This window comes from Pseudoalteromonas sp. MER144-MNA-CIBAN-0113, assembly GCF_040308965.1.
GTDB classification, from domain to species: Bacteria; Pseudomonadota; Gammaproteobacteria; order Enterobacterales; family Alteromonadaceae; genus Pseudoalteromonas; species Pseudoalteromonas tetraodonis.
This window is the reverse complement of sequence record NZ_JBEOOG010000609.1, coordinates 1-235: the sequence shown is the minus strand read 5'-3', so window position 1 is coordinate 235 and position 235 is coordinate 1. Positions and strand designations below refer to the sequence as shown.

The 235-nt window shown below is 46.4% G+C and carries 1 tRNA gene; it reads left to right on the top strand.

The window, feature by feature from the left end:
* Nucleotides 1-41: 41 nt before the first annotated feature.
* Nucleotides 42-118: transfer RNA gene (locus AAEY57_RS21155), tRNA-Arg, on the top strand.
* Nucleotides 119-235: the final 117 nt, after the last annotated feature.

Genomic DNA, 235 nt, shown 5'->3' with positions numbered 1-235 from the left:
CTCCTACTTAGAGTAAAAACAAGTAAAGTAAAAATGAAAGTGGGTGCATAGCTCAGCTGGATAGAGTACTCGGCTACGAACCGAGCGGTCGGAGGTTCGAATCCTCCTGCGCCCACCACTTTCATACATTAACCGACACTTGAGTCGGTTTTTTTATGCCTGAAATAAAGTGAAATTATTGTGTGGCCGAGAACCGAGCACTCGCAGGTTCACTCTTACAAGATACGTCCTGCGC